The sequence below is a fragment of the Paenibacillus sp. 01T443 genome, from assembly GCF_056398325.1.
On sequence record NZ_JBFTPE010000007.1, the window covers coordinates 213,930 to 240,619 of the forward strand.

24 protein-coding genes and 1 pseudogene are annotated in these 26,690 nt (G+C 50.4%); 7 read left to right on the forward strand and 18 right to left on the reverse strand.

Annotated elements, in window-relative coordinates:
* The first annotated feature begins 132 nt into the window (after nucleotides 1-132).
* Nucleotides 133-1,209, forward strand: coding sequence for an SDR family oxidoreductase (locus AC1DLI_RS13170; RefSeq protein WP_477603220.1), 1,077 nt, complete (start codon nucleotides 133-135; stop codon nucleotides 1,207-1,209).
* A gap of 65 nt (nucleotides 1,210-1,274) precedes the next feature.
* On the opposite strand, the gene AC1DLI_RS13175 is transcribed toward AC1DLI_RS13170, so the two are convergent.
* From AC1DLI_RS13175 to AC1DLI_RS13225, 11 genes and pseudogenes are all read right to left on the reverse strand, one after another.
* The gene (locus AC1DLI_RS13175; RefSeq protein WP_477603222.1) at nucleotides 1,275-1,649 is read right to left on the reverse strand and encodes a winged helix-turn-helix transcriptional regulator; all 375 of its coding nucleotides are present in this window, start codon (nucleotides 1,647-1,649) and stop codon (nucleotides 1,275-1,277) included.
* A 106-nt stretch (nucleotides 1,650-1,755) separates the two neighbouring features.
* A complete protein-coding gene (locus AC1DLI_RS13180) occupies nucleotides 1,756-3,582 on the reverse strand; it encodes an IucA/IucC family protein (protein ID WP_477603224.1) in 1,827 nt (608 codons plus the stop codon).
* Between the two features lie 2 nt (nucleotides 3,583-3,584).
* Nucleotides 3,585-4,796: a type III PLP-dependent enzyme gene (locus AC1DLI_RS13185; RefSeq protein ID WP_477603226.1), complete on the reverse strand. Its 1,212-nt coding sequence runs from the start codon at nucleotides 4,794-4,796 to the stop codon at nucleotides 3,585-3,587.
* On the reverse strand, nucleotides 4,793-5,572 hold the full coding sequence (locus AC1DLI_RS13190) for an HpcH/HpaI aldolase family protein (protein ID WP_477603228.1): 780 nt from the start codon (nucleotides 5,570-5,572) through the stop codon (nucleotides 4,793-4,795). Before AC1DLI_RS13190 ends, AC1DLI_RS13185 begins: the two co-directional genes overlap by 4 nt.
* On the reverse strand, nucleotides 5,569-7,350 hold the full coding sequence (locus tag AC1DLI_RS13195) for an IucA/IucC family protein (RefSeq protein ID WP_477603230.1): 1,782 nt from the start codon (nucleotides 7,348-7,350) through the stop codon (nucleotides 5,569-5,571). The genes AC1DLI_RS13190 and AC1DLI_RS13195 overlap by 4 nt, the downstream gene beginning before the upstream one ends.
* The gene (locus AC1DLI_RS13200; RefSeq protein ID WP_477603232.1) at nucleotides 7,325-9,022 is read right to left on the reverse strand and encodes an IucA/IucC family protein; all 1,698 of its coding nucleotides are present in this window, start codon (nucleotides 9,020-9,022) and stop codon (nucleotides 7,325-7,327) included. The genes AC1DLI_RS13195 and AC1DLI_RS13200 overlap by 26 nt, the downstream gene beginning before the upstream one ends.
* Entirely contained in the window at nucleotides 8,997-10,418 is a 1,422-nt protein-coding gene (locus AC1DLI_RS13205; protein ID WP_477603234.1) for an MFS transporter, read from the reverse strand. The genes AC1DLI_RS13200 and AC1DLI_RS13205 overlap by 26 nt, the downstream gene beginning before the upstream one ends.
* Nucleotides 10,412-11,770, reverse strand: coding sequence for a diaminobutyrate--2-oxoglutarate transaminase (locus tag AC1DLI_RS13210; RefSeq protein ID WP_477603236.1), 1,359 nt, complete (start codon nucleotides 11,768-11,770; stop codon nucleotides 10,412-10,414). Before AC1DLI_RS13210 ends, AC1DLI_RS13205 begins: the two co-directional genes overlap by 7 nt.
* Before the next feature lie 14 nt (nucleotides 11,771-11,784).
* A complete protein-coding gene (locus tag AC1DLI_RS13215; protein ID WP_477603238.1) occupies nucleotides 11,785-12,780 on the reverse strand; it encodes an ATP-grasp domain-containing protein in 996 nt (331 codons plus the stop codon).
* Between the two features lie 227 nt (nucleotides 12,781-13,007).
* Nucleotides 13,008-13,793: an IucA/IucC family C-terminal-domain containing protein gene (locus tag AC1DLI_RS13220; RefSeq protein ID WP_477603240.1), complete on the reverse strand. Its 786-nt coding sequence runs from the start codon at nucleotides 13,791-13,793 to the stop codon at nucleotides 13,008-13,010.
* Between the two features lie 18 nt (nucleotides 13,794-13,811).
* A pseudogene (locus AC1DLI_RS13225) lies at nucleotides 13,812-14,603 on the reverse strand (ABC transporter ATP-binding protein).
* Between the two features lie 166 nt (nucleotides 14,604-14,769).
* Here AC1DLI_RS13225 and AC1DLI_RS13230 point away from each other — a divergent pair.
* The 4 genes from AC1DLI_RS13230 (at nucleotide 14,770) to AC1DLI_RS13245 (ending at nucleotide 19,007) form a co-directional block, all read left to right on the forward strand.
* Nucleotides 14,770-15,483 carry a hypothetical protein gene (locus tag AC1DLI_RS13230; protein WP_477603242.1) on the forward strand — a complete coding sequence of 238 codons (714 nt, stop codon included), beginning with the start codon at nucleotides 14,770-14,772 and terminating at the stop codon, nucleotides 15,481-15,483.
* Between the two features lie 117 nt (nucleotides 15,484-15,600).
* Nucleotides 15,601-16,872 (forward strand): stalk domain-containing protein, encoded by a 1,272-nt coding sequence (locus AC1DLI_RS13235; RefSeq protein WP_477603244.1) that lies wholly within the window; start codon nucleotides 15,601-15,603, stop codon nucleotides 16,870-16,872.
* Nucleotides 16,873-17,025: 153 nt separating this feature from the next.
* The gene (locus tag AC1DLI_RS13240) at nucleotides 17,026-17,970 is read left to right on the forward strand and encodes a FecCD family ABC transporter permease (RefSeq protein WP_477603246.1); all 945 of its coding nucleotides are present in this window, start codon (nucleotides 17,026-17,028) and stop codon (nucleotides 17,968-17,970) included.
* Nucleotides 17,967-19,007, forward strand: a complete 1,041-nt coding sequence (locus AC1DLI_RS13245; protein ID WP_477603248.1) for a FecCD family ABC transporter permease — start codon at nucleotides 17,967-17,969, stop codon at nucleotides 19,005-19,007. The genes AC1DLI_RS13240 and AC1DLI_RS13245 overlap by 4 nt, the downstream gene beginning before the upstream one ends.
* A gap of 133 nt (nucleotides 19,008-19,140) precedes the next feature.
* Here the strand turns inward: AC1DLI_RS13245 and AC1DLI_RS13250 are convergent, their stop codons facing one another.
* Nucleotides 19,141-19,593, reverse strand: coding sequence for a hypothetical protein (locus AC1DLI_RS13250; RefSeq protein ID WP_477603250.1), 453 nt, complete (start codon nucleotides 19,591-19,593; stop codon nucleotides 19,141-19,143).
* A 112-nt stretch (nucleotides 19,594-19,705) separates the two neighbouring features.
* Here AC1DLI_RS13250 and AC1DLI_RS13255 point away from each other — a divergent pair, with 112 nt between their 5' ends.
* Complete coding sequence (locus tag AC1DLI_RS13255) at nucleotides 19,706-20,074, forward strand: DUF4180 domain-containing protein (RefSeq protein WP_477603252.1); 369 nt, start codon at nucleotides 19,706-19,708, stop codon at nucleotides 20,072-20,074.
* A gap of 45 nt (nucleotides 20,075-20,119) precedes the next feature.
* Here AC1DLI_RS13255 and AC1DLI_RS13260 read toward each other — a convergent pair whose 3' ends face one another.
* The 3 genes from AC1DLI_RS13260 to AC1DLI_RS13270 all read right to left on the reverse strand — a co-directional run bounded on the left by AC1DLI_RS13260 (nucleotide 20,120) and on the right by AC1DLI_RS13270 (nucleotide 22,246).
* Entirely contained in the window at nucleotides 20,120-20,998 is an 879-nt protein-coding gene (locus tag AC1DLI_RS13260; protein WP_477603254.1) for a DUF72 domain-containing protein, read from the reverse strand.
* Nucleotides 20,999-21,120: 122 nt separating this feature from the next.
* On the reverse strand, nucleotides 21,121-21,585 hold the full coding sequence (locus AC1DLI_RS13265; RefSeq protein WP_477603256.1) for an MEKHLA domain-containing protein: 465 nt from the start codon (nucleotides 21,583-21,585) through the stop codon (nucleotides 21,121-21,123).
* 94 nt (nucleotides 21,586-21,679) lie between these two features.
* On the reverse strand, nucleotides 21,680-22,246 hold the full coding sequence (locus AC1DLI_RS13270) for a disulfide oxidoreductase (RefSeq protein ID WP_477603258.1): 567 nt from the start codon (nucleotides 22,244-22,246) through the stop codon (nucleotides 21,680-21,682).
* Nucleotides 22,247-22,433: 187 nt separating this feature from the next.
* On the opposite strand from AC1DLI_RS13270, the gene AC1DLI_RS13275 reads away from it, so the two are divergent.
* Complete coding sequence (locus AC1DLI_RS13275; protein WP_477603260.1) at nucleotides 22,434-22,859, forward strand: N-acetyltransferase family protein; 426 nt, start codon at nucleotides 22,434-22,436, stop codon at nucleotides 22,857-22,859.
* Between the two features lie 178 nt (nucleotides 22,860-23,037).
* Here the strand turns inward: AC1DLI_RS13275 and AC1DLI_RS13280 are convergent, their stop codons facing one another.
* The 3 genes from AC1DLI_RS13280 to AC1DLI_RS13290 all read right to left on the reverse strand — a co-directional run bounded on the left by AC1DLI_RS13280 (nucleotide 23,038) and on the right by AC1DLI_RS13290 (nucleotide 26,572).
* The gene (locus AC1DLI_RS13280) at nucleotides 23,038-24,690 is read right to left on the reverse strand and encodes an extracellular solute-binding protein (RefSeq protein WP_477603262.1); all 1,653 of its coding nucleotides are present in this window, start codon (nucleotides 24,688-24,690) and stop codon (nucleotides 23,038-23,040) included.
* 72 nt (nucleotides 24,691-24,762) lie between these two features.
* Nucleotides 24,763-25,665, reverse strand: coding sequence for a carbohydrate ABC transporter permease (locus AC1DLI_RS13285; protein ID WP_477603264.1), 903 nt, complete (start codon nucleotides 25,663-25,665; stop codon nucleotides 24,763-24,765).
* Between the two features lie 43 nt (nucleotides 25,666-25,708).
* Nucleotides 25,709-26,572 (reverse strand): ABC transporter permease, encoded by an 864-nt coding sequence (locus AC1DLI_RS13290; protein ID WP_477603425.1) that lies wholly within the window; start codon nucleotides 26,570-26,572, stop codon nucleotides 25,709-25,711.
* Between the last annotated feature and the right edge of the window lie 118 nt (nucleotides 26,573-26,690).

The window sequence follows — 26,690 nt, forward strand, 5'->3', positions numbered from 1 at the left end:
TTCTTTCGAATGCAATTCAATACCTTATATTACTTTCAAGTAACTATATCACTCTAAAGTGCGTACTTTTTATTCCTCGCCGCAGGATGCACAATGTTGTTGAGACCACAACCGATGAGGAGAGAATAACTTATGAAAATACAAGAAGCGCTGCCGCGCAAAACGGCTCTTGTCGTTGGTGCCAACGGAGTGATTGGAAGGAATTTAATCGAGTATCTGGAACAGCTTCCCGATTGGGATATTATCGGCGTGTCGCGTCGAGGCGGGGATTCAAGCAGCAGCGGCCGAACTAGATATGTTTCTGTCGACCTGCTAAATGAAAGAGATACACGCGAGAAACTGGGCACTCTGACAGAAGTCACCCATATCTTCTACGCTGCCTATCAAGATCGCCCTACTTGGGCCGAACTGGTTCCCCCAAACCTCGCTATGCTAGTCAACGTCGTCAATGCAATCGAGCCAATCTCTTCAGACCTTCAGCATATCAGCCTAATGCAGGGCTATAAAGTCTATGGCGCGCACCTTGGTCCGTTCAAAACTCCCGCCCGTGAAACGGATGCTTATCATATGCCGCCTGAGTTTAATGTCGACCAACAGCAGTTCCTCGAACAGCGGCAGCCCGGAAGCAGCTGGACCTGGTCCGCGCTCCGCCCTTCCGTCGTATGCGGGTTCGCATTGGGCAATCCCATGAACCTAGCCATGGTTATCGCCATTTATGCTTCCATTTCGAAGGAGCTTGGACTGCCGCTTCGTTTTCCCGGAAAGCCAGGTGCCTATAACAGCCTGCTTGAGATGACTGACGCCGGATTGCTGGCTAAAGCTACCGTCTGGGCAGCCACGGATGAACGCTGCGCCAACCAAGCGTTCAACATTACGAATGGAGACCTGTTCCGATGGAATGAACTTTGGCCTAAGATCGCCGCTAGCTTTGGTCTTGAGACGGCACCCCCGCTGCAGATGTCTCTAGATGTAGTCATGGCAGATAAAGATGAGCTGTGGAAAACCATGGTGAAGAAGCATGGCTTAGTGAACAACGCCTATAAAGACGTTTCCTCATGGGGGTTTGGGGACTTTGTATTTTCCTGGGATTACGATTTTTTTGCAGACGGCACGAAGGCTCGCCGTTTCGGCTTTCATGAATTTATGGATACAGAAGCGATGTTTCTGAATATCTTTGAGGATTTGCGACAGCGCAAGGTCATCCCATGACAAGTGGCTGCGTAAAAGAAAACCGGTCTCTGGCATCCAGTGACCGGTTTCTATTTCGTTGCTAATTAATTATCGTCCAAACGAGAAGCCCCGGCCAAGATCTTTACCTTATCGCCGTAAGCAAGCTCGACATGCCTATCTCCCCATCTGCACATAAGATGGAGAATCTCTTTTAGGCTCCAGCCGTACTCTGTCAACTCATACTCGACCTTGGGCGGCACCTGATTGTATGAAATCCGGGTTACTATGCCATCCTCTTCTAGCTCCCGCAGCTGCTGGGTAAGCACTTTTTGGGTTACCGAAGGTAACAGGCTCATCAACTCGCCGTTGCGTTTCTTGCCGAACGTCAGATGGAATAGGATCACCTGCTTCCACTTGCCTCCGATGACCTCAAGCGTTACTTCCACAGCCGTATTGTACGTCTTCCCCGGCTCCAGCATAGGTTCACATCGCCTCCCTGCCTTAACGATATCGCCTAATGCTTACAGGCGCAAGACTCGGGTATAAAAGATTTCCCAAATAAATGGAATAGCCTTTCACTCTGGACTAAATCGAACGGTAGCGGAAAGGATTGTGCCCGATGCCCTTTCCAGACGGCATCGCTCCCGGAACGCCGTCGGCCTCGAGCAGCGGACGGATGATCAGCTTCGAAGGCCACACATCGCTTTCGAACAACGAATGAAGCAGAGCGCTGCGATCAGTCTCCGGAATATCAATGCGCTGAACGGCTTCCCTGAGCTCTTTCTCCGTTATGTCCCAAAGCCGCTTCTCCGGTATAGCGTAAGCTTCCGACAAGGATTCCATAATCGATGCCAAATTGACTTGCGTACCGAGAGACTGGACATAGAAAATCAACTTCTCAATCGTTTCGTTGTACAGACTGTTTGAATAACCCGGCCTTATATGATAGCGGGGATCCTCGATCCCGTGTTTATCCAGATAGGGTTGATGCAAGCGCACAGAATCGTGATCCCTGAACAGCATGCCTGCGGCTTCGCCGTCCTTCAGCACGAGGCAGCAATTTTGACCGTGGATTTCCGGTACGACGCCGACCTTGAACAGTCTCATCGTAATGTCGTAGAACATAGCCGCCACGTCAGCGTAAAAGCGAATGGCCTCCTCTTGCGATGGCCGTCCCCCCCTGATCTCACTTAGAAAATGACCGCTGTTCAGCGTAACGCCCAAGGAAGACATCGGAATGATTTTATACCCCTCATCCAAGATCTCTGACGGATAAATTCTCACTTGAGCCGCCAGATGGCGTGGATGATCATCGAATAGCCCCATCGTTCGCGGCATGTATCCCCACCAACGCTTCTCTTCGCACAGGAAGACGCGATTGGCAAGTGTCTCATCGCAAGCAACCGCTTGGCGCAGCAGTCTCTCGCCAACAAGCCCGTTCAGCAATTTCACGACCGGTAGGTACCGGGCGGCCCCTAATGATTTAACGCTAATGGGCAGCTTCAGCATCTTAGTTGATTCACGGGTCGAAGCAAATGAACGCAGCGACGAAGTCGCCAAGAACTCGCCTGCCTGCGTCTCCAAAAGAATAACGGTTCCTTCCTCGATCTCCTTCCGGAAATCCGGCAAGATCCGATTGTTCAACTGCCACGGATGAACGGGGATCAGCGTGTATGCCTCCTTCGAGAGGCCTTTTTGCGCCAGCTCTTCCTCAATGCTCGCTTTTGAACGATCGTCCAGCACCTCGAGACAGTCGAATCCGTCTCCCTCGCATCCTCTTGACACCGAATCGTTCGCGATGGCCACCCAATAAAGCTTGGTCTTGTTCCCGAACTCTGCCATATACTCCCGATAGTCCTGCTCCTCAAACCCGGTCTTTGCCTTAGACAACGGATGGAACGGCCGATCTCGCAAAGAGGAGAGCCTCTCTCCCTTCACGAACCATTCATAAGCAGAGTGAGGCGCGAATGCTAATTGATCGGACGCTTGCTCCAGGCTCAGGCCGAGCTGCCGGATCGCGACGTCCAGCCCTTCTAAGAAATCCGCCACTCCCGGATGCGAATAAGCCTCCTCGGATAACGAATAGCGCAGGACGAGATTACAGATTTCCACAGGTGAGTCGACTACTGCCCAAAATTCTCCTTCCTTCTTGAGGATAGGAGAATCGGCTGCCCACTGAACTCCCTGCCTATAGCTAGGTTCAACGAGAAAGCAGATTTCGCCCACGTAGACGGAAGCTTCACGAATGCCCGGGTAATGTTTTTGCACGTCGTCCGGCGCTTCCAAAAGCTTCCCTGTCGTTATTTCATTAACTAAGAAAAAACGTTCCGCCAAAAAAGCATCCATAAGCTCTTTCCGAATTCGGCTTTCTGCGGCAGCCTTGCTTCGGGTTTGCGACAATACGTAATCCATCCTCATGCTTCCCCCTGTTCCGTAAGATAATAAAATTTCGGATGCGGATGACCTAAGAAGTCATGGTGGGAGATCGTCCAGCAATAAGCGCCCGACTTCTCAAAAATTAGAATGTCTCCCGCACGCAGCCTTCTAAGATCGGCATCGGTATGCAGCCGATCCTTCGGGGTGCATAATTCTCCTACAATCGTGACTTTGCTGCCTTCGACCTCCGGCCGTGGAAATGGATATGCCCATTCGTCAATCGGGACAACGCGGAACGGATGATTATGCCCCCATGAAGCCGGCAACCGGTTATGGTGAGTACCGCCACGGATGACGGCGAAAGATTGCTCTTGCGACCGCTTGATATCAATGACTTCGGCTATGTAATAGCCATGATCGGCCACGATGAATCTTCCCGGCTCGAAAAATAATTCCGTATTCTCCAGGGAACGGAATTCCTCGCTCTGCGCGAGCAAAGAAGTGAAACGAGACCAATCGAAACCCGGCTCTCCGTCATAGGTCACGCCGAACCCTCCGCCCGCGTTAATAACCGAGACGTCCAATTCATATCGAAGCTTCCATTCTTTGACCTTCTGAAGGTAGAGACGAACCATATCCGCATGCAGGTCCGCTTGCAGATTGTTCGAGAGGGAATGGAAGTGGAAGCCGCAGATACGCACATGCGTATTATTACTCTCCTTCAAAATCGAAATCGCCTCTTCGATCAATATCTCATCCAGCCCGAACGGGCTCGGACGGCCGCCCATTGCGATCTTCGTTTGCGGCAATGTGTTCGTTCTCAAGTTGATCCGAAGCAAGATTTGTGTAGGATGGTTCCATTCCTTTGCTAGCCAGATGATTTTTCGCAGCTCCAGCAGACTTTCCACGTGGAAATAAGTCACGTGATTTCGAATCGCTTTTTCCAGCTCGTCGTCTTTCTTCCCCGGTCCACCGAATAGAATCGGTACGCTTTCGGATACTTCCCTTATTTTCAACATCTCGCCGATCGATGCCACTTCGAATCCCTTCACCAGCGGAAGCAGCGCCTCGATGATCCGCTTATCCGGATTGGCTTTAATTGCATAGAATAAGCCGGTGCGCGCAGGCATCAACCGCAGCATCTCCCGGACATGCCTTTGAATGCTTCCCAAATCGTAGACATACGCGCAGATCGGCTCTCGGCTTCTTTCCTGCCACTCAGGGATCAATTCCTTGACTCGTTCGTTCATTTCCTCCCCTCCATTGCGCTTCGATAGTCGTTCCGTTTATTCAAATATGCCCGGAAAGCCGTATTTCGGTCATCACCCAGCACGAATATATTTACTCCTCTTTCAGCCCACTGGAGATGGCCCTCCACGTTTCTAGACACGGTCGCATAAGGTACGCTGCATAGCTGAGCTGCCTCCCGCACTCTCTGGAGATACCGCTGCACCTCCGGATGCTCAGTATCCCAAGGAACGGACAGCGACTGCGACAAATCCGCCGCCCCTTCCAAGACGAAGCCGACACGGGACGCCGACAAGATCTCCCCGCTGCGGTTCACACCCTCGACGCTTTCGATCATCGGGATGATAAGAATTTCTTCGTTCGCTTCCGCTATATAGTCGGTTAACGAATATTTCGCAAAAGCGCCCGGCCTGCCGCTGTTTAAGCTCCTTGTTCCTATCGGATGATAATAGGCATAACTAATGGCCTCTTCGATTTCTTCCCTGCTCTCCACGTGGGGAATGACGATGCCTTGCGCGCCGCAGTCCAGCACTTTCAAAATTTCGTTCCGGTCTACACGTGATATTCTCACAAGCGGGGTAATTTCCAATAGTTCCGCAGCACGAACCAACTCTTCGACCGTCTCCATATTCGTCGACGCATGCTCGAAATCGATGATGACAAAATCGTATTCCGCATGGCCGATCATCTCGACGATGATCGGATGCGGAATGGAGACGAACAGTCCAAAGACCGGCTCATTCCTGCGGATTTTCTCTTTTAGCCTGTTTTTTCTCATCCCAAGACACCCATTGCCCGCCGTAAAGGATTTTGCGCTTTACGGAAATACAATTCGCCATCTCCGTATATCCGCCGTTTCGTCATCTCTTCGATGAGGCCGTCTTCGGAGAACAGGTCGAACATCTCGAACCGTTCCTTGTACTCCGGATAACCTTTCTGGTAATCGTCGATCGTTTCCACGCACTTTCGCCAGAAATCCGATTCGCTCAAACCGAATTTTTCAAGCGTCAAACAAATCTCCGTCATGCAGATGAAAAAGAAGGCGTCGTACGTATAATCTCTTACTTCCGAGACCGACTCCGTCTGGAGGAACGAATATCGGTTAAATTTCCGATGCGTTTCTGGCTCGGGATGCAGCTCCGGCGCCCATTCGGGATGCAAGAGCTTGCCTCGAACGTACCGCACGCTGTCGTGCAGGTCTTTCACAATAATTCTTGTCGGCAGCTCATCTTCAAGAACGAGAATAATGTTCTGCGCATGTGATTCCAGCGCGATGCCATGAACGTACAGCAGATGAATAATCGGAAGCGTCACCGTCCGGATCAACGCGTCGCTCCACTTCTCGATACCATGCCGCTCGATCGCAGCCTGGATGAACGACTCTCCGTTTTTTTGCACGAGAGACACCGCGTTCAAGGGCCAAGCTGTTTCCTGCGGTTCCAGGTAGGTCGATACGTTCTCCCGATAGATCGCGCCTAGCGTACCGTAAGCCGAGCCGTATGCAATCGGCGACAGCTCCGCGTAACGGAACGAAACGCCCATCACTTCCCTCAAAACTTGGAACCTCAACCTAGTTAGCAGCGCATCGTTCCGAATGATTTTTTGCAGCCAGTCGCTGATCTTCGGTGCGTTTTGGGTCGTATGATGTGCAAGAATGCGGCTCGTCGACGTATTAGTGATGCTGAGCGCCAGCTTTATATATGTGGCATCCTCATTGTCGCGACGAGAGAGCGTGCGGATCGATTGCTGTGCCCGATACGGAACTTGAGTCCCGCCCAGCATCACGATGTCCTTATCCGCCAACTGTTGAACAAAGAGAGAGGGAATTCGATGCTCCGCCTGCCAGGGATGAACGGGAATGAATACGTAGTTCTTGGCATCGCGGCCGTTCTTTATCAGTATTTCATTGAAAGTACGCCTGTCTTCGTCCGTAAGATGATTCAAATAGATCTCATCGTCCGACGCCTCATCCGAGACGCTGACGTCCGCGAGCCGTTCATGAACCGCGACCCATTGCAAGGAAACCTCTTGATTGAATTCGGGCCCGTAAGCATAGTTATCCGCGAGCGAAAACCCGATTCTCGATTTGTAGCTCGGATGGTACGGATGTCCGTCCGCCATATGGCTTTCCAACGCTTCATAGTGCCGGTCTTCCTCTGGAACTCCCTCCTGCTGGATCGTCTTGAATTGATGATCCTTCGCCATCGTCTCCAACAACTCGCTGATAAACTGCGCGACATGCGTCCCGTCCAAGCTGTTCCCTACGACTTCCTCGAGAAATTGATAAAGGTCGAGGCAAGGCTCGCCTTCTCTGCGGATCGAATATTTGACGAGCTTCACTCTGCCGAACGACTCTTTGTCATCGGCCTCGCACGAATACCGAACCGTCGCTCCCTCGGCCGTTTTCCCCGTAAAAAACCGCTCTCTTCCTTTTCCCGATACATCGACGATTCCCTCGAAGAGGAAGGCCTCCATCGTTTGGCGCATGATTCTCTCCATGACTTCGTTCAAGGAGGTTAGCTTCTCTTCGTTAGACAAGCAGCTTGTTCGTTCCATTCGCTTCACTCCCTATTTTTCTCATCGCATTGTCGACGGGCGCGTAAGACGGCGTCTCGCTGTTTCCCGCTAAACAGCTGACCAAGTTTTTCTTCGCGTAGAACGCACTTACTGTCAGTAAATGAAGCACATACTCGTTCTCCGCGACCTCGTATTCCTTCGCGAGCATGTCCCGTACGATTGCCCAGAAATGCTCTTCCTCTGCCTCGATGTCTCTGGCTATCGCATGAATCAAAGAACCGAGATGGTTCACGACGAAGTAGTAGTCCGTGCGCGCCCAGCATTGTTCTTTCTCATAGAAAAGAGGGCCCGCCCCATCCTCAGCAGCCGCGCCCTTCTCCCGATTCACGCTAACCCCTTCCAAATCCCTGATTATAAACATGTGAGGCATACCGTTCTTGATCGTAAGCAAGGTGTTCTGCAGATGCGCTTCGAAATGAATGCCGTGCTCCTCCGCAGCGCGAACGATCGGCAGCAGGGAGATTTCCAGGTAGCGGCGGAACCAATGTACGATGGGTATCCTCCGGTCGATCAACGAGAACAATCGGCACGGTTCCCCCTGAACGGGAGCTTCAATAAGGCTCGACAATACGAATGTCGACGCGACATCGAATTCGATTGGACGATAAGCGATCGTCAATAATTTCGTGACATCCTCATCCTCGAAACGGCATCCGCACACGCCTTCCTCATAAGCGATTCGGGCAGCCTCCTCATTTCCGAAGCAATTCCTTCGCAGCAAATAGTTAGCAGCATCCAGCGTTCTCCGCATCTGCTCCCGGCTATTGTTTCTTTTCAGATTGGTAATTTGAATGTTTAAGGGCAGCTTGATATTACAGGCCATATCGGGCATAAATACGGTTCTTACCGAAGAAGTCGGATATGCCATTGGACCGCAGTTCCCGAGCAGGATCATTTTCTCTTGCTGAATATAGTCCTTAACGGCCTGGATATTCTGCACATATTCATACTGCCAAGGGTGAACCGGCAGCACGTGATATTCGTCTCTCTTCTCCCTAAGAATCCCCCTCGCTTGCCTTTCGACGCTCTCGTGCAGCTCCGCCCGCTTGCTTCCCGATACCCATTCCTCCCAATAAACATCTTTCCTCACTGCCATATAGCACAGCTGATAAGAAGCGCGAAGCTCCGGGCTGAACCTAATCGCTTCCTCTTCTGTGAACCCGAGCGTATTTTTCGGAAACGGATGGAACGGATGCCCATAGAGCAAGGATTGCTCAGAGGACAAATAGTCGCTTACCGGATGACCTGCCGAACGCTCCAAGAATAAAGCAACTTTCCGGTAGCTGTTGTCGACCTTCTCCGCAAAATCAACCTCCCGCTCGCCCGTAATGAGAGGATAACGATGTTGAAGCTCTCTGACGATCCAGCGGGCTAACGAATGGTAATGGAGCTCCGTTCCGTCATTCGTCCGAAACTCGCCGTATTCATGCTCGCCGCTCGCCGAATAGTAGTGGAGCTTACCCGATATCGCTGCGCCGCTCTTCGGAAAAGAAACCGCGTAGGTTTTTTCTCCGGGGTTCATTTTAATACCGCTCAGCTGTTCTTTTCCGAGCTCCCGGATATAACAATTCAACAATGTCTTGCATGTATGAGCATTGGCTTGTTCCCGGCTCCTCGTCCTTTCGTTAGTCACCATATCCGACAACCGCACCTGCCTTCTTCCTATTTATTAATACAACGAGCGGCAACGTCAGGACCATCAAGATCCCTAAAACGATGCACTCTTCTTTTAAAGTCATCCATTTCGCATGTTCGACCGTCTCTCCCGATTTTGCGAGCATTTGCCACCGGACATCGTAATAGACGGCCAGCAGCATCACCGCGAACGAGGACGCCAGACGCTGGATCGTATTGGACAAAGCCGATCCTTCGTGCAGATCTTCTTCCGGCAAGGCTTGAAGACCGATTGCTGTCATCGTCATATCGGATAATCCGTTGCCGACCCCCCTTAAAGCCATGAGGCAAATAACGATGATTAACGAAACGCCAGTCGGTACGAAAGCGAAAGATAATACCGATACCGCGACAAAACCAATGCCATAAGCGATGAATTTCAGAGATTTACCTTTATCAAGCCAATTGCCGCCCACCCAGACGAACAGGCTCGTGAATACGGCGGTCGGAATGAAAAGGGCTCCCGCCACGGAAGGCGACAGATGAAACACCTCTTGAAAGATTAACGGCATGACGAAGATTACGCCGAACATGACCGCGTCCTGTACCGTTGAAATCAGAAGCGCTGTCAAAAACAATGGGTTGCTGCGCAGCAGCCCGTAACGGATCAATGGTTCTGCTTTGGCGTTCTCTTGCCGAATGAAACGAATAAACGCCAGGATTCCGATGAAGAACAGCAAGCATGTTATCCAGCTTGGAACGGCGGGGTTCGATACGAATTGAATGCCCAGACTGAGCGCGGCAAGGCTGGCGACGATTAGCACTATGCCTTGAAGATGGACGGTTTTCCTAATGGCCGGTTGATAAGAGGGAATCTGGGCGCAGCACAGAACGAACGAGATCAGCGCGAACGGAACGTTCATCCAGAAGAGCTGCTCCAGCTTGCCGAACTCCATGACGAAGCCGCCTAACGTCGGTCCGATAGCGGGAGCGATCGTCAGCAGCATGCCCCATGCGCCGACCACCCTTCCCCGCGTTTCTTTCCCGTAATAATCGAACAGCAAGACCAGAGACAACGGGATCATTAACCCCGCCGCCACGCCGTGCATGACCCGAACCAGCAAGATGACTTGCACGTACTGGTGGAACAACCCTCCCAAAATGGAAAATACCCCGTATAGCCCTATCCCCAAAATATAAGTTCTCTTGCGGCCGAGCCGATCGACAACGAGCGAGGTGAGCGGCATCGTGATCGTCATCGCCAAAATATAAAGAATGATAATCCATCCGCCTAGCGCAGTCGAGATCCCATATGTCCGGACAAAGCTTGGCAGCAGCGTATTAAACGCGCTGTTCGTCAGCACCAATGAGAACGCCCCGATCAGGATCGCCAATAAAACGGAATGTTTTTTCAACTGTGAGACAATTAACATTTGCTTTTCGTCATCTCAATTGCTTCCAACACTGATTTCTCGAAAATGGACAACACTTCCGCCGTTTCGCGCGCCGTGATCGTGAGCGGCGGCAAAAACCGCATGACAGCCGAGCGGCGTCCTCCCACTTCGATTATCAAGCCGTTCCGAAAGCATCTTTCTTGAATCTTGGAAGCCAGCTCTCCACTCGGCGGATAGTGTCCCAGCCGATCTTTGCATTCGCCCGGATCGACGATTTCTACCCCAATCATTAAGCCTCTGCCGCGAACGTCGCCAATTTCTTCGACTTTCTCTTGCAAGCGGCGAAGGGAATCTAAGAATTGCACGCTGCGTTCACGCACATTCGCGAGCACGCCGTTTTCTTGAATATACTTTAGTGTCGCAAGCCCCGTGGCCATTCCCAGTTGATTCCCGCGGAACGTTCCCGTATGCGCGCCGGGTTTCCATTGATCCAATTCTTCTTTGTAGATCACGACCGACATCGGCAAGCTGCCTCCGATCGCTTTCGAACAGACAATGACGTCCGGAATGATGCCGGCATGCTCGAACGAGAACATGGCACCGGTTCTTCCGATCCCCGTTTGAACCTCATCCACGATTAATGGAATGCCTCTTTCCGCCGTAATGCGGCGAACTTCCCTCAGCCATTCGATAGACGCCGGAATCGCACCGCCTTCTCCCTGGACCGTTTCGATAATCATGCAGCAAGGAGCCGCTATGCCGCTTTCGCAATCATCCAACAAATTCTCGATATACTGTGCGCTGATCTGGGCCGTCATTCCTTCCCCCACCCCAAACGGGCAACGGTACTCATAAGGGAAGGGCAGAAAGTGCACATCCGGCAGCAAGCTCTGCAAATGCTGTTTCTTGCTCAAGTTGCCGCTCATGGCCATCGTCGCCTGCGTCGAACCGTGATAGCCCCCTTGAAAAGCTAGGATCGATTTGCCTCTCGTCGCGTTCTTGACCAGCTTAATGGCCGCTTCCACGCCGTCGGCGCCGGTTGGCCCGCAGAACTGTATTTTTGAAGTATTTCTTAACGGCTCAGGCAGGATGGAGAAAATTTCTTGCATGAACGCCAGCTTCAGCGGAGTAGCCAGGTCCAGCGTATGTAAAGGAATTTGTTTGTCCAGCACGTCTTTTATAGCCGCGACGACGACGTCGTGATTATGCCCTAGCGCGAGCGTACCCGCTCCCGATAAACAATCGTAATACTGCTTACCTTCCGTATCGGTCACCATTAAGCCTTTGGCTCTGTCGATGACAAGCGGAAAATGCCGCGGATACGATTGAGCATTGGACTCTTTATCGTTTTGAAGCTTTAAATACGCCTCTCCAGCATTGGTCGTAATCATCATTTAACGCTCCTTTATTCTTCGAATAGATATTGCAAATAGATTTTGACCGCGTCTGAAGATTCCCCTTGAAAAAATAGATGAGGATCGATCATATCCGGTAAGGCATTGACCTCAAGAATCCCCCCGTTCTCCGCGTCCAGCGGAAGGCTGATATTCTTGCAGCGGATATCTACGCCAGCGACGTCGACCTGCAATGCACTTGCGGCCTGGATGGCGATATCGGCGTTGATCCGGCAAATCTCTTCGGTTCGGTCCGTCACAACTTCACTGATATCATTCGCCGCAATATTTCCTTTCGCAAAAAGTTCTACCCGTTTCCCTGCCTCTAAGATGTCATGGACCGTCCAGCCCAGCTGTTGCAGATGATGGAGTACGGTTTCCGACTCGATGTCGACAGGCTGGTACGAACCGATCGTCCCGGCATCATTGCGTCTCAGTTGATCATCGTTCAGCTCTTGAATAAGCTGCCTGATCGTCGAACGGCCATCGCCTTCGATGAACGCAGGGCGATACTCCAAGACGCCGACCGCTTTGCCAGCGATGACCAATACCCGATAGTCGAAGCCTTCCACGTATCGCTGTATCATGGCGCTCTCGCTATGGAGCCGTGCCGTCCGAATGGCTTGATCCAAATCCTCTTCGTTACGGATGCCCAGCGTCACACCGATACTCCGGTTTAAGTCGAGCGGCTTGACGGTGACCAATTCATAAGTCTTCAAGAATCGTACGGCCTCTTCTCCCATTCGGGAAACGACAATATCATCAGGCACCGGCAGCCCGCTTCTTCTCAACAGCAGATTTGACACCTCTTTGTTCTTAGCCAACAAACCCGACATTAAAGTCATCTTATGCGATCTCGTCTTGTTGATAATAATGTTCTTGCCCTTGTAGGACAGCTCCAGAAAATCTTCGCATCCCGGAATCAACGGCTTGCAGGCGATCCCCAGTTCCCTCGCTTTGCTCATAATGAGTTTGTTCTGCGCGTTCTGAACCAGATATGAGTTCAAAGCCACCACTCCCCGACGACAAGCAGTCCTTGCTAATCAGCTTTTGTCGTATTTATTGATAATGATAATCAATATCATTACTTACATTATCTTAGGGTGAGTGTCTTCAATTGTCAATATCATGTATGAAAGATTAATTTTGGCATTGTAAAGGTGCATGCGGAGATAGATTACAGGAGATGTAAATACAAGTGAGGTTAGCAGCGTCTTTGAAGGGGCCATAGGTGTTAGCCTATGGCGACCCTTTCATGCTTTATCTTGGGGCACGTAGGGCAATAATCGTTCGGCTCATCCGAAGCCTGATAGTAAAAACAGCAGGTTTTCCGGATGCGAATGGGCTGATTCGAAGCCTTGGTGGCAACTTTAGGGCTATCGAATTTGGCTAGAGGATTCCTGGTTTCTCCAAAAAGGTGGGCTGGGGCTGCCGTACGCAAATAATCATAGTCGGCTTGGATTCGAGCTTTAAGCTCGGCATCGGCTCCTTCAGCGAATTTGTTCTCGTACAGCCAGTACACATAAATCGCCGTATTTTCCCATAGGACGGATTTCGAGACAGATGCCGATTTCGACACTGCGCGCCAGGCTTTGGACAAATTGTCGGCGAATACGTTGCGGATCACTTGGTCCCGCCATTCGTTCCGTCCGCCTTCCCCTGGCCTAGTAGCTTGCCATTCCGTTAGGCGTACCTTCGGCAGCCAGGCTTGCCCTTGATGAATGGATTCGATATGACAATTCTCTATGGAATAATCCAGGCTTTTGTCATACCTGCTCATCGCATATAGGCTGGATGCAATGATTAAGAAGCTGTACCTCTTGGCGAAAAGTGAGGCATTCGCGACGGTGGTCGTGGCTTCGAATATGCTCGCTACTTTGTCCAAATAATCCAGGCTTTTGTCTTTGTCGAGCAGATCGGTCGCCGGGATGGAATACCACCTGTCCGCTGACGGCTCAAGCGCCAATCGGTGATTTATTACCAGCTCATCAATTTCTTCCGGTGTATATTCGAACGGCATCGTTTTTACCTCCTTTGCTTAAATTGTCCTTCCCTTGCCATGCGGTACACACAACGGCGTTCCGTACAAAGGGTCTTGGATCACGCTTGCTTTCATGCGGAAGACGTCCTCGATCATTCCCGCGGTCACGACTTCTTCCGGCGAGCCTTCAACGTAAACCTGATGATCTTGAATAGCCACAATATGATGCGCGTAACGACAGGCTAGATTGATATCGTGAAGCACCATGACAATCGTACGCCCCTCGCTTGCGTTAAGTGAATAAAGCAAATCGAGTACTTCAATCTGGTGCGTCAGGTCTAAATACGTCGTCGGTTCGTCGAGCAGCACAATATCCGTGTCTTGCGCCAATACCATCGCAATCCACGCGCGCTGCCGCTGCCCGCCGGATAGCGAATCAACCGTTCGCTCCGCCAGCTCCATTAACCCTGTCGTCTCCAGTGCCCCGTTTACAAGCTGTTCATCTTCCTTCGACCACTGCTGCAACCAGCTCTGATACGGATATCTTCCTTGCTTGACGAGTTGAATGACGGTCAGTCCTTCCGGTGCCGTAGGACCTTGGGGCAGCAAAGCCATCCGTTTGGCGACTTCCTTGGTCGATAATGTGGCAATGCTCTCGCCCTCTAGCAGCACATTGCCCTTCTGCGGTTTGAGCAATCGGGCCATCGTACGCAGAAGTGTCGATTTACCTCAGCCATTGCTGCCGATCATCGCTGTGACTTTACCTTTGGCGATCGACAGCTGCAAATCTTGAAATATAAATTGATCACCGTAGCTTATCGACAAATCCCGAGTTTCCAAAGCGTACAAGCGGTTCATCTCCTTTATTTACCGCAAATCTTAATGCAGCCAGGAACGAATTGTCAATGATATTGATAATTATTATCAAAAAATGATTGTAAATGACTGCATTTTACACTAAAGTATTCTAGGACGTCTGAAATCCAACGAATATAGAAGCATGGGAGGAACACACTTGAAACAAGCTTTTGCTATCGCTATTGCGGCAGCGCTGTGCCTGACCACGGCCTGCAGCTCATCTCCGTCATCGAATAGATACATAGAGACAGAACAAGCGATCGAGACTAGCCTACCGGCAAGCGAACAACCGCAAAATGAACAAACGCAAAGTGAACAACCAGCCGAGGCTGAACTGCAGCAACCTGACGCGTCCGCTAGCCCCACTCCACTGGAGCCGACGCCGACAACCAAGGCTAAAGAAGTAGTAGTAGAACAACCCTCGGCGAAACCGAGTGCGCCTCCCCAAAAACAAACAAAACCCGAAAAAGCTCAAACAGCCCAGAAGAACAACGCGTCCGTATCCAAAGCAGTCACGGATTCCATCATGGATAACGGTGATGATAAAGCCGCGGCGAAGGACCCAAAATCCGAGCAATTAAAAACTTCTATCGAACAAATCCGCGGGCTTGTCAAAGACTTGAAGCAGCATGCCGAGAATAACGATACGGCGAAAATCGTGGACGTCTCTTCCCGGATCGTGCAGGATTGGGACGAAATGAAAGCGGATGTAACAGCATCTTACCCGGATATGGTCGAATTCCTTCAAGAAAAAATCAACAAGTTGAGCGCACTGCAAGCCGTCGAGACGATCGACACCAAGGCGGTAATTCAACTCGACTACGAGTTGTATCAAGCATTTCGTCAATTAGCGGACAAAGCGGGCGTTTAACTTTCCTAGGTTGTTATGGAAAATTATTCTTGACAAGCGAATGAAGCCTGCTCTATTGTTTTACGAGAATGATAATCATTATTAAAACAAATTTTGAAAGGTGGTTTCCTTTTTCTCATGATTAAGCTAAAGTTCCGCGTATTCTCCTTATTCCTCTCTCTCTTGATTGCCATCGTTTCCGTACCGCTCGTTGCTACGGCGGCCGCTACGCCGATAAAAGTCGTGCTCGACGGCAAACAAATCAGCTTTGACGTCCAGCCGCAAGTCATTAATGGCACCACGATGGTTCCTTACAGCGCGATTACTTCCAAATTCGGCGCCGTGTTAAGCTTCGATGCAAAAACGAAAAAACTGAAAGTTACTAGAAACAAAACCACCGTAGAACTAACGATCAACAGCAACAAAGCAACCGTTAACGGCCAAGCCGTGAAGCTTCCCGTAAACGTCGTTGAGAAGAACGGCCGCACTCTCGTGCCGCTCCGCTTCCTCGGCGAATCGTTCGGCTTGTGGGTAAACTGGAATGCCGGCGCACGTACGGTCAAAATCGATACGAAACGCACAATCAAACACGCTATGGGCGAAACCACCCTCACTTCGGTTCCGAAACGCGTTGTCGTCCTGTTCAACGGCATGGTAGATATCTCGTTAACGCTAGGTGTCAAACCTATTGGCGCTGTCGAATCGTGGGTTCAAGCTCCTTGGTACCACTATCTCCGGGCGGACATGGCCGGCGTCAAAAACCTCGGCAGCGAGCTTCAGCCAAACATCGAGGCGATCGTCGCTTTGAAACCTGACCTGATTATCGGAGCGAAACCTCGCCACGAGAAAATTTACGGCCAGTTATCCAAGATCGCTCCTACCTTGTACGTTGATCAACTTTTCGAGTGGAAAACAAATATGGACATCGCCTCCAAGGCGCTCAATAAAGAAGACAATGCCACTGCTTTCATGAGTGATTGGAACAAGCGGGTTGCGAACTTCAAAGCTAAAGTTGGCAGCCAGAACGCAGAGGTATCGATCGTCCGCTTCTACGACGATAACTCCGCCCGTATCTATATTTCCGGATTTGCCGGTACCATTCTGCAGGAGCTTGGCTTGAAACGTCCAAAAGCGCAGCAATCGCCGGACAAAGTGTTCGTCGACCTGGCTTCTCAGGAACAGATTCCGCTCATCGACGGTGACATTATCTTCGACATTACATCCAGCAACGGCGGCGGGGATGAATTCAAGACTCAGGCCGAATGGCAGAAGAACCCGCTCTGGAACAATCTCAAAGCAGTCAAGAACGGCAAGTACTATAAGGTAAACGACATTACCTGGAACATGTCCGGCGGCGCGACCGCGGCGAAGATGATGCTCGATGACCTATACTTCTATTTCGATATTTAACAATGGGATAACGATCGCGACACGAGGAAGAATGAGCTGTTTCGGCTCATTCTTTCTCGCTGTCACGGGAATGGAGCGACGATCATGGAAAGGTTCTTCTCTGGGAACATAACTAAATTCTCTGGCCTTGCGTTCGGCTTCCTCATCTTGATCGTGTGCGTATACGCCAGCATGGCATACGGAGCAACGACTATCAGTTTGAGCGACGTATACCATTCTTTCACGCAATACGACGAAACTTCGAACGCGCAAATCATCGTGCAAACTGCGCGTATGCCGAGAGCATTCACCGCGGCCGCCATCGGTGCCAGCCTAGCCGTTGCTGGCTCGCTAATCCAGGGATTAACGAGAAATCCTCTTGCCGATCCGAATGTGATCGGAATCAACTATGGCGCGTCATTCATGATTGTTTTCGCCGTGACTCAGTTATCCATCTCCTCGCTGCCGGTGCTGACGGGCATATCCTTTGCGGGTGCCGCATTGGCATCCATCGCGGTTTACCTGCTGGGATCGCTCGGACGCGACGGCTTGACGCCGCTTAAGATTATTTTGGCGGGTGCCGCGCTAAGCGCCCTGTTCTCTTCGTTCACGCAGGGGATGCTCGTTCTCGACGAACAAGGCTTGAACGAGGTTATGTTCTGGCTAGCAGGATCGGTCGCGGGCAGATCTGTCGAGATGCTGCAAGCCGTGCTGCCGTTCATGGCGGCTGGATGGATCGGCGCTCTCTGGTTAGCCAGACATATGAACGTGCTGACGATGGGCGAGGATACGGCGCAGGGGCTCGGACAGCGGACCTTGTTCGTGAAGCTTGCCGCCGGTCTGATCATCGTGGCGCTCGCTGGCAGCTCCGTCGCAGTGGCGGGTCCGGTCGGCTTCATCGCATTGATCGTGCCTACGATAGCCCGCCAGTTCGCCGGCAACGACTATCGCTGGATTATTCCTTACAGTGCAGTTCTCGGCGCTATTCTCGTTCTCGCGGCCGACATCGCAGCACGTTTCGTCATCCAGCCGGAAGAGCTGCCCGTCGGCATTATGACCGCGATCATCGGCATACCGGCCTTCATCGTGATCGCTAGAAAGGGGATCGTTACGAAGTGAAAACCCATACACATGTCCGATTCGAGAAAATCCCCGTTTCTTTTATCGTTCATAAGAAAACGTTGATACTGACCATCGCGCTTGCGGTCTCCTCCGTTGTCATCTTCTTGCTGAGCGCCTCGCTCGGGGATGTACGTATTCATCCTCTGGACGTCGTCCGAGCGATTTTCGGATACGGCACCGAAGAGCAAAGGCTTATCGTACATACGCTTCGCCTTCCCCGGATCGCAGCCGCGTTCCTCGTCGGGGCCGCGCTTGCGGTCGCAGGTTCGATCTTGCAAGGAATCATCCGCAATCCTCTGGCTTCCCCCGACATTATCGGCATTACGAGCGGCGCTTCCCTTGCCGCGGTTGCATTTATCAGCTATTTGTCGGGGACGGTCAGCATCGTCTGGCTGCCGGTAGCCGCGATGACGGGTGCCGGCATCACGTCTATTCTCATCTACCTGCTCGCCTGGAAAAAGGGAGTGACGGCGATCCGCCTCGTGCTGGTCGGGATAGGTATCAACTTCCTGCTCGGCTCTATTACCAAGGTGATGCTTGTCAAGAACCCGATCTTCACATCTTCACAGGCCTATGTGTGGCTGACCGGTACGGTATACGGCACCGATTGGAGCATCGTAGGCATGATCCTGCCATGGGTAGCCATCTTTATCCCGCTCGCGATCGTATTCGCCAGGAACGTGAACGTCCTTCAGCTCGGGGACGATATCGCGGTAAGTGCGGGAAGCGCTGTTCAGCGTCAACGCTTCACACTTCTTATGATCAGCGTTGCCTTGGCCGGAGCCGCGGTATCGGTAGGCGGGGCCATCTCGTTTATCGGACTGGTCACGCCTCATATGACCCGCAAGCTGGTCGGCCCTTCGTTCGGCGGCATGCTTCCGGTATCGGCCCTGATCGGCGGATTGATTGTCGCCGCAGCGGATACGATAGCTCGGACGGCATTTTTGCCCTACGACATTCCGGTAGGTGTGTTTACCGCCGGCGTCGGCGCTCCTTTCTTCATCTATTTGCTTTATCGCAATCGTAATTCATGAATCGAACGGCAGATTCTGGCGAAAATTAATCCATGCCAAAAAAAAAGAGCTGTATGTAACGCAGCCCTTTTTTTTGGCATTTCATTTCCGAACCTCAACCCGCTCATCGAAATCGGGACCAGGTCCTCTATCATTAATTCCCTAGGCTCCCGGCCTCGCCTTTGTTTACGAGATTCTTAATTTCATTAAGTATTGTTAAATATCTAGCAGAGCCTAACAGCAGTTCATTATACAAAAACACACATTGCATGCTGTACGGATGTTTAAAAGTTTCTTTCCCGGCATTCTGAAGGATACCTGCATACTCTATAAAAAAAGATAATTCTTTGATCATCCTTTTTGTTATGGCTGTACGCTTTAAATACTCGGACAGTTCTGCGATTCTTCCGGATATATATTCGATGACTTCCTTAATTTCCGCTTGCTCTACTTCCCCTTCTTTCATTACAAATATTTCCCATTGTTCCTGATACCATTTGAATTGATCATTGTACAATATAAAATAAATAGGCTTTACTACAATCATCTGTGCTTTTAGCTTTCGGACTGAAACCATACGAAGAATTGCTCTTATGATTAGAATCACCCTTTCCCGCTAAATGAACAGTCTGCAATCCGATGACCTCGATTTCCAACAATAATATCTATGCTATAATACTTGCATTAAGCTTGAGATCTGCGAAAGGCAGGGAGAGAATATGAAAATAATTGTTGATCAGCTCGCTGAATCGAAGGTGGCTATTATTGAGAGCGAAGAAATTGTCATCGAGAAGGCACAGGACGCGCTAGACTTGATGGCTTCCGTTAGATACCATGAGGATTGCGACAAAATTGCAATAAACAAGTCGAACATTACCAAGGATTTCTTCGAGTTAAAAACGCGGCTTGCCGGTGAGATTTTGCAAAAGTATACGAACTATCACGTTAAGCTCGCCATTTTTGGAGACTTTGACGTCTACGACAGCAAGAGTTTAAAGGATTTTATTTATGAATGCAATAATGGCAAGCAGGTTTTCTTCGTAAAAGACTTACCGTCCGCGCTGCAAGCCCTCCACAAGACTCCGTGACCACATCTGCGATGTGGTCTATATTTTTTCCCCACCATCCTTAACTCAAAATAAATCCAGCTGCTCCACTACTGGAGCAGGCGGTTCATTCGGGCTCCCGCCATCCGGACGCGTCAGCCCGAGCAGCTCCATGAGCCGCTTTGCGTTACCTGCCGCATCACCGCCGGAGTTGTTGTTGAAAATAACATAAACATGCTTGCTTTGCTGCTCCAGCAGCCTTAGCTTGTCAGTCCAATCCATCAGCTCGGCATCGCTGTAATGGTACAAATAGCGGACCTCCCGCCAATTCGGTGCGCTGGCCTGATTCCAGCCGGAAACGTTTCGGCCGTGGAACCTAACGACAGTGGCCTCGGCATCCGTAGCCTTTAGCACCGTCGGAATCGAGCCAACTCCCGCCTGCGGCTCGTCGCACACGCTGTGCATCCACTGCTCCCGCGCCATGAATGCCAGTGTTTTCTCCCTGTACTCTTCGGTAAACCAGCTTTGATGGCGAAATTCGAGCGCACAGGGTATTCCGTTCATCCGCGCCTTCGTTTCTCGAAGCATGCGTACATTTGCCTGCGTACAATCGAACCAAGGCGGATACTGGAACAGCGCTGCCGTCAATCGCCCCGCCGCTATCACCGGCTCCAGCATTTCCCGAAACGCTGCGAACATCTCGTTCGTTTCAGTCGCCGGTATGGTTGGACCCCTTTGATGCCCTGTCATGCCCTGATAAGCCTTCACGAGAAAATGCAATGTTTCGGGCGTATCCTCCAGCCATTTTGCAAACCGCTCCTTGGACTGGATCGCATAAAAAGTGCTGTCTACCTCCACGAGAGGAAAATGCTTCGCATATTGCCGCAGCTTGCTGCCGGCTTTGGCAACGGAGACATACAGCTGATCATGATCTCCCCAGCCTGCTAATCCAATATGTATCGTCATGTCCTTCCCCCCCCGTTTCCGCTTTTTAACTATTATACCTAACTTTTATGCAGGAAAAAAACAGCCCCCTTGTAGATGGATCTACTAGAGAACTGTTTTCCGCTTCGTTCATATGCATAGATTTATAAATACTGATACTCCGAAAAGGCAGCCGCTTGTCCCTTGTAGGCACCGTCCTCATCGACCAAATTCCAAACCGTCGCTTTCAGGATATAGAACCTTCGTCCCGTACTTGAAATACGAATGCCTGTGTAATTGTCGACATAGCCGTTCGCCGTTACCGCTTCAAAGAAACGGTCCCGCTCCTGCCGTTCCATTGGCTCTGCCGTAAGTCTCGAAGGTGTACGTGTAAACGTCTCCCCATCCATTTCCCAAAGCTCAAGCCCTCGCCGATTGCCGTAATTCAGCACAGGATCGAGCTCCGTCCCGTGCGACAAAATGACGATTGAGGCTTGAAATAGCTGCTCTCTCAGACTCTCTCCCGGCACATACCCCAGAAGCTCTTTGCCTGTCCATTTCTTAAAGCTGTCCACCAACAGCTTGGCATGCTCCTCCGTTGCGCCTACGCCGGTCAGCGGTATTTGCATCCTGCTTTTCCTCCCCGTTTTGTTCGCTTCCATTTATATATCACGGGGAGCAGCGCATGTCCACCTCTTGTTAACCCTGTGCTCACCGCTCAAGTTATGCCCGGTTAAGCTTCCGCAAACGAAGCAGCGCCGTCAGGATAATCAAATAAGCAGCCAACGCCAGCATCGGAATCGTTATAAAACCAAACCAATTTAAGTAATCGCCCTGACAGGAGACCGGGCCGCAGGCCGCAAGCGGTGAGTCATGCGGCAGCTTTTGCAATACCGAATGATAGAGCGAGAAGCCTCCTCCTATTACCACAAGCGGAAGAGCATAGGAAACGATGCCTGTGTCCCCCTTTGAGTACGCTATACCCAGCAAGATCGCCAGCGGATACATGAAAATACGCTGAAACCAACAAAGGCTGCATGGCGCAAAATGCATCACCTCGCTCAAATACAAGCTTCCCGCTGTCGCCAGAACTGCCGCTCCCCAAGCAAGAAATAACCAAAACGATTTTTTCTTATCCGATTGATCTTCCAGATTGTTCTCCTCACCTTCCTCGGGCTGTTCATGCTTATGTTTATTTTGGCTCAAAGGAAGGAGGAAGGCATGACTCGAAAGGGCTATTGCATTTACTTTTTCATGCTGCGCTTTCAGTCCTTTTAGCAGCTTGAACATACAATAAAGGTTTCTTCACCAAATTTCGGCGGATAATATTACGACCGGTCCATTTTTCAGAAAACCGGATTCCTGATGCTTCGTTTTCTTTCATTTACGCTATAGCCGTCTTTTACCTATACGCCCGCCTCCTGCCTTGTTACTATAAAGCAAGCAGGCATTTTACCAATGAAAGCAGGAATCACACATGAAGATAGAGTTGGCATCGGCCAATCATATTCCCGTTATTTGCAAAATAGACAGCCTCGTTATCGGCTCCAGCAGCCGAGAAAATCTACTCGAAGCAGCCGTAACAAAGAAGCAATGCATCATCGCCCTAGAAAATAACGAAACGGTCGGCTTCGCTCTCTTTGATACTTCATTTTTCGGTTACAGCTATATTCCGCTTGTTATCGTCAGCCCTTTGGCTAGAAGAAAAGGCGCGGCCTCTGCGCTCATCCATTACATTGAGCAAAACTGCAAGACCCAGAAGCTGTTTACCTCTACTAACGAGTCCAATACGGCTATGCAGCGCGTATGCGAATCTCTAGGCTTCGTAAGAAGCGGCATGATTGAGAACCTGGATGAAGGCGACCCGGAGTGGATATATTTTAAGCCGATTCATACGCCTTAAAATTTCGGTAATAAAACTTGCGAATATTACCTTCGAAACACCATAATGTTGAAATTTGTTTAAAATTCAGCTGCTTACAGCCGCCCGCCCGCGTCTGCACTCACGGACACAAAAAAGAAGGGTTGCCCAGCGGCGGATTAATCCGCTCTGGAACAGCCCTTCTATGTTCAAAACCAGCTTAGTTACCGTTGATCATGGCCAGGTTTTCCTGCCATCTTGCCGTACGGAATTCGTTAACCTTGTCGAAGCCAAGATCTGTTGTTGTCTTCTTCGCTTCTTCAATCAGCTTAAGCGCCTCATCATCACTTTTCGCAAACAAGATTTTACCGAAGTATTCGTTTGCAATCTCGCCTACCTGTTGATTAATAATGCCTTCATCCGTCTCAGGAGCCGGATCGATATTGTTGTACTGCGTCATGTTTTGCGATGTTTTCCAAGCAATGTTCAGCTGTGCCAAAGAGCCCCAGTTGCGCTGTTCTTCCGGCAAGGTTTGTTCGATCTTCTGCTTGCTCGTATCGACAAATGTAGCGTTGCCTGCCCATACGTAGGCTTCCAGCTTATCCTTGTCTTTCTCCTCCTGCGGAGTGCTGAACCATTTATCATTCGGGATCGGCGCGCCGTCCGCATCGAAATCATCCCAATACAAGCCTTGCGGTCCAAAGAACATCACCCGCGTGCCTTCTTCGCCCGTCATCCAATCCAGGTAAGCGAAGATCGCTTCCGGATTTTTGGCGCTGGTTGTAATGACGTTAACGTTCCAGCCAAGTGCGTTATAACCGTTCGGATAAACCTTATCTTTATCCAGACCTGACTTCACGACCGGCCAAATAAATTCGTAGCCTGCATTTGGATCCTGTGCCTTCAAAGCATTATGTCCCTCACGGCCCATGTTCGTCGCGTTGCCGCCAACAAATACAGCGACTCTGCCTGTTGCCAGCTTCTCTTTTACTTGATCATCCTTTTGCGTCATTGCATCCTGCGTCATTAGGCCTTCTCTAAACAGCTTGCTTGCATACAGCATTGTTTCTTTCCAAGCTTCATTATTATAGATCGTATCGAATTTGTCGCCGTTCGGATAAGCCTTCATCGCATGGAACGCGCCTGCCGCACCCTCTTGGAAGCTCGGGAACATCACCTCCACGCCCGAAGCATTGCCGCCCACCTCTAAAGGCACAACATCAGGGTATTTCGCTTTAACCTGCTGCAGGTATGCGTACAAATCATCCGTTGTTTCAAGCTTCGGCGAACCGAGCTCTGCGTAGATTTTCTTATTTACGAACCACCCGCCGTTACCTGTCGGTGCTGCCGTATACCAATTCGGGAACTGATAGATTTTACCGTCGCTGGAGCGCAGCATGTTCAGGGTTTCTTCGCCCGCCCATTTCTTCAGGTTCGGATATTTATCGATATATTCATCAAGAGGTACCAGCGCTCCCGCTGCTCTCAAACGTTCTACTTCTGGCCCGCGGTCCATCATAATGGCGTCAGGAAGCTCTTTGGAAGCGATCATCGTGCTCAGCTTTTGCGCCGCTGCGCCGCCGGATTGGACAGGCTCTACGGTTACCTTCAGGTTATCCTGCACCCATTTGCTGTTAGGATTAGCTCCCCAAGGCTCTGTGGTCCACCAGTCATAATGGACATAATAAGAAAATGATACCGGTGTTTCTCCCAAAACAAACCCATCGCTCTTCTCCGTTTTATTAGAGCCGGTATTGCCAGCATTGCCTTCGTTAACAGAGTTTCCGCCGTTATTGCCCGAGCATCCGGCAAGCAGCACAGTGCCGGCAAGACCAACGGTCATAAGCGCGGTAAGCAGCTTCTTTCCTTTCATAATCGTACGCCTCCCAATTTTTAATATATATACTCAAACCCCTCGCCTAAGCAGTAAGGTCGAATACCGAGATTACTCTTTTAAGGAACCGATTAGGACGCCTTTAACGAAAAAGCGCTGAACGAACGGATAGACTAAAACGATCGGAATCGTCGCTACCATCATCGTTGCCATCGTTAACGACTTGCTCGTTACGCTCTGCATCCGGCTTAATGCATCTGAAGCAGCACCACTGCCCTGAGAAGCGATAGAAAGCTGCTCGCTCATCGTGTTGGAATTCATAATTTGCTGAAGGAACGTCTGAATCGGATAAAGCTTCGCATCGTTAATAAAAATCGTGGCGGTAAACCAATCATTCCAGTGGTAAACCGCGGTGAACAAGGATAGCGTAGCGAGTACCGGGCCGGATAAAGGAAGCACGATTTTGAAAAAGATGCCAAACGTGCTCGCTCCGTCAATTTTCGCGGATTCCTCCAGTCCATCGGGCAAGCCCATGAAGAAGGTGCGGAATATAATCATGTTCCATACGCTTACCGCTGTCGGAATAACCATGACCCAGAACGTATCCATCAGGCCCAGCTCGCGGTTCAGCAGGTAGAATGGAATAAGCCCGCCGCTAAAATACATCGTAATAATCGCAAAGATCATATAAAATTTCTTCCCGATAACGCCCTTAATGGACAAGCCGTAGGCGAAAATAGCGGTGAAGAAAATCGATATTACGGTACCTGCAATCGTCCGCAAAACAGAGATAAGAAAAGCGTCAACGATCCGCTCGTTTTGGAACACAATACTATAATTGTCCAGCGTAAAGGCCCTCGGCCATAACGTGATCCCGCCTTTCGCCGTATCCAAGCCTTCGTTAAAGGAAATGACTGCCGAGTTCCAGAACGGATATAACGTTGCCAGCCCCAGCAGCACCAGAAGGATATAAATAACCGTGTGCAATGCTTTATCGCCGCTGCTCAGCTTCACTAGGCTTCGCCCCTTTTCTGCATATTGGTCATCTTGATTTGCTCTACCATAGGCTCGTACCTGCTCTTCTAGCCAAATAGTTGGCCATCGTCAGCAGACCTACGCTAATGATCGCTTTAAACAAGCCGACCGCAGCCGCATAAGAAAAGCGGTTATTAATAATGCCGATCCGGTAAGCGTAAGTATCGATAACCTCTGCTACATCGCGGAGCATCGCGCTCCTGGCGAGCAGCAGCAAATCATCAAAGCCGGCATTTAAGAGACTGCCAATGTTCAGAATGAGGAAAATGACGATAACCGGCGTAATTGAAGGAAGCGTTATCAAAAAAATCTGTTTGAATTTGCTTGCCCCGTCAATGGACGCCGCTTCGTATAAGCTCGGGTTCACGCCCGCAATGGCCGCCAAATAAACGATTGTCGCAAATCCAATTTCCTTCCACAAATTCGTTGTCACGATAATTCCCCAGAAATACTCCGGAAGCGATAAGAAATTAATCGGTTTGTCGATGAGTCCAAGCGCCTGCAGCGAGATGTTCAGGCTGCCGTTATCGACGGACAATATGGAAATCGTAAATCCCGATACGATAACCCATGATAAGAAATGGGGCAGATAGCTGATCGTTTGAATGATTTTTTTGAATGCCATATTTCTTACTTCATTCAGCATGAGGGCAAGCAAAATCGGTGCCGGAAAGTTAATAACCAGCTTTAACAGACTGATGACGATCGTGTTGCGGATGACGCGGATAAAGTCAGGCGAGTTAAAGAACATCTCAAAATGCTTGAACCCCGCCCATGGGCTGCCAAAAAAACCTTTAAACAAACTGTAGTCCTGAAACGCCATCAGCACGCCGTACATCGGGAAGTAGTTAAAGATCAAAATAAAGACTAAAGCCGGAAAAATCATGAGCTGTACTTGCCATTGCGACAAAAACCGCCGCCATAGCGGTTTTTCTCTGCGCGCGATGGTTATCGCTGATTTTGCTGTAACAGGTGTTTGCACGCTGCCTCCGCCTCCCTTTTCT

Excerpts from the sequence above, each read along its gene's own strand:
- AC1DLI_RS13170 (WP_477603220.1), top strand. The coding sequence starts at position 133 with ATGAAAATACAAGAAGCGCTGCCGCGCAAAACGGCTCTTGTCGTTGGT.
- AC1DLI_RS13280 (WP_477603262.1), bottom strand. The coding sequence starts at position 24,690 with ATGAAAGGAAAGAAGCTGCTTACCGCGCTTATGACCGTTGGTCTTGCC.
- AC1DLI_RS13185 (WP_477603226.1), bottom strand. The coding sequence starts at position 4,796 with ATGAACGAACGAGTCAAGGAATTGATCCCTGAGTGGCAGGAAAGAAGC.
- AC1DLI_RS13195 (WP_477603230.1), bottom strand. The coding sequence starts at position 7,350 with ATGGAACGAACAAGCTGCTTGTCTAACGAAGAGAAGCTAACCTCCTTG.
- AC1DLI_RS13290 (WP_477603425.1), bottom strand. The coding sequence starts at position 26,572 with ATGATTTTTCCGGCTTTAGTCTTTATTTTGATCTTTAACTACTTCCCG.
- AC1DLI_RS13270 (WP_477603258.1), bottom strand. The coding sequence starts at position 22,246 with ATGTTCAAGCTGCTAAAAGGACTGAAAGCGCAGCATGAAAAAGTAAAT.
- AC1DLI_RS13190 (WP_477603228.1), bottom strand. The coding sequence starts at position 5,572 with ATGAGAAAAAACAGGCTAAAAGAGAAAATCCGCAGGAATGAGCCGGTC.
- AC1DLI_RS13205 (WP_477603234.1), bottom strand. The coding sequence starts at position 10,418 with ATGTTAATTGTCTCACAGTTGAAAAAACATTCCGTTTTATTGGCGATC.
- AC1DLI_RS13260 (WP_477603254.1), bottom strand. The coding sequence starts at position 20,998 with ATGACGATACATATTGGATTAGCAGGCTGGGGAGATCATGATCAGCTG.
- AC1DLI_RS13175 (WP_477603222.1), bottom strand. The coding sequence starts at position 1,649 with ATGCTGGAGCCGGGGAAGACGTACAATACGGCTGTGGAAGTAACGCTT.
- AC1DLI_RS13235 (WP_477603244.1), top strand. The coding sequence starts at position 15,601 with ATGATTAAGCTAAAGTTCCGCGTATTCTCCTTATTCCTCTCTCTCTTG.
- AC1DLI_RS13220 (WP_477603240.1), bottom strand. The coding sequence starts at position 13,793 with ATGCCGTTCGAATATACACCGGAAGAAATTGATGAGCTGGTAATAAAT.
- AC1DLI_RS13275 (WP_477603260.1), top strand. The coding sequence starts at position 22,434 with ATGAAGATAGAGTTGGCATCGGCCAATCATATTCCCGTTATTTGCAAA.
- AC1DLI_RS13255 (WP_477603252.1), top strand. The coding sequence starts at position 19,706 with ATGAAAATAATTGTTGATCAGCTCGCTGAATCGAAGGTGGCTATTATT.
- AC1DLI_RS13265 (WP_477603256.1), bottom strand. The coding sequence starts at position 21,585 with ATGCAAATACCGCTGACCGGCGTAGGCGCAACGGAGGAGCATGCCAAG.
- AC1DLI_RS13180 (WP_477603224.1), bottom strand. The coding sequence starts at position 3,582 with ATGGATTACGTATTGTCGCAAACCCGAAGCAAGGCTGCCGCAGAAAGC.
- AC1DLI_RS13210 (WP_477603236.1), bottom strand. The coding sequence starts at position 11,770 with ATGATTACGACCAATGCTGGAGAGGCGTATTTAAAGCTTCAAAACGAT.